General features: G+C 69.4%; 1 protein-coding gene. It reads left to right on the top strand.

Translation table 11 applies throughout. From position 1 onward, the window contains the following. Positions 1-498: sulfate adenylyltransferase subunit CysD (gene cysD, locus ACY1JF_RS31935; RefSeq protein WP_462708761.1), on the top strand; the 498-nt coding region annotated here is incomplete at its 5' end. Between the last annotated feature and the right edge of the window lie 61 nt (positions 499-559).

Genomic DNA, 559 nt, shown 5'->3' with positions numbered 1-559 from the left:
GACGAGGAGAAGGCCCGCGCCAAGGAACGCGTCTTCTCCCTGCGCGACGAGTTCTCCCAGTGGGACCCCCGCCGCCAGCGGCCCGAACTGTGGAACCTCTACAACGGCCGCCACGCCCCCGGCGAACACGTCCGCGTCTTCCCCCTGTCCAACTGGACCGAACTGGACGTGTGGCAGTACATCGCCCGCGAGGACATCGAACTCCCCCAGATCTACTACGCCCACGAACGCGAGGTCTTCGCCCGGGCCGGCATGTGGCTGACCGCCGGCGACTGGGGCGGCCCCAAGGACGGCGAGAGGGTCGAGAAGCGGCGGGTGCGCTACCGCACCGTCGGCGACATGTCCTGCACCGGCGCCGTCGACTCCGACGCCGACACCATCGAGAAGGTGATCGCCGAGATCGCCGCCTCCCGGCTCACCGAACGCGGCGCCACCCGCGCCGACGACAAGCTCTCCGAGGCCGCGATGGAAGACCGCAAGCGCGAGGGGTACTTCTAGACATGACCACCACCACCGAGATCCTCTCGGAGACCACCCTGCTGCGGTTCGCCACCGCCGG

It is taken from the genome of Streptomyces sp. SYSU D01066-1, assembly GCF_054956795.1.
This window is presented reverse-complemented; position numbering and strand designations above follow the sequence as displayed.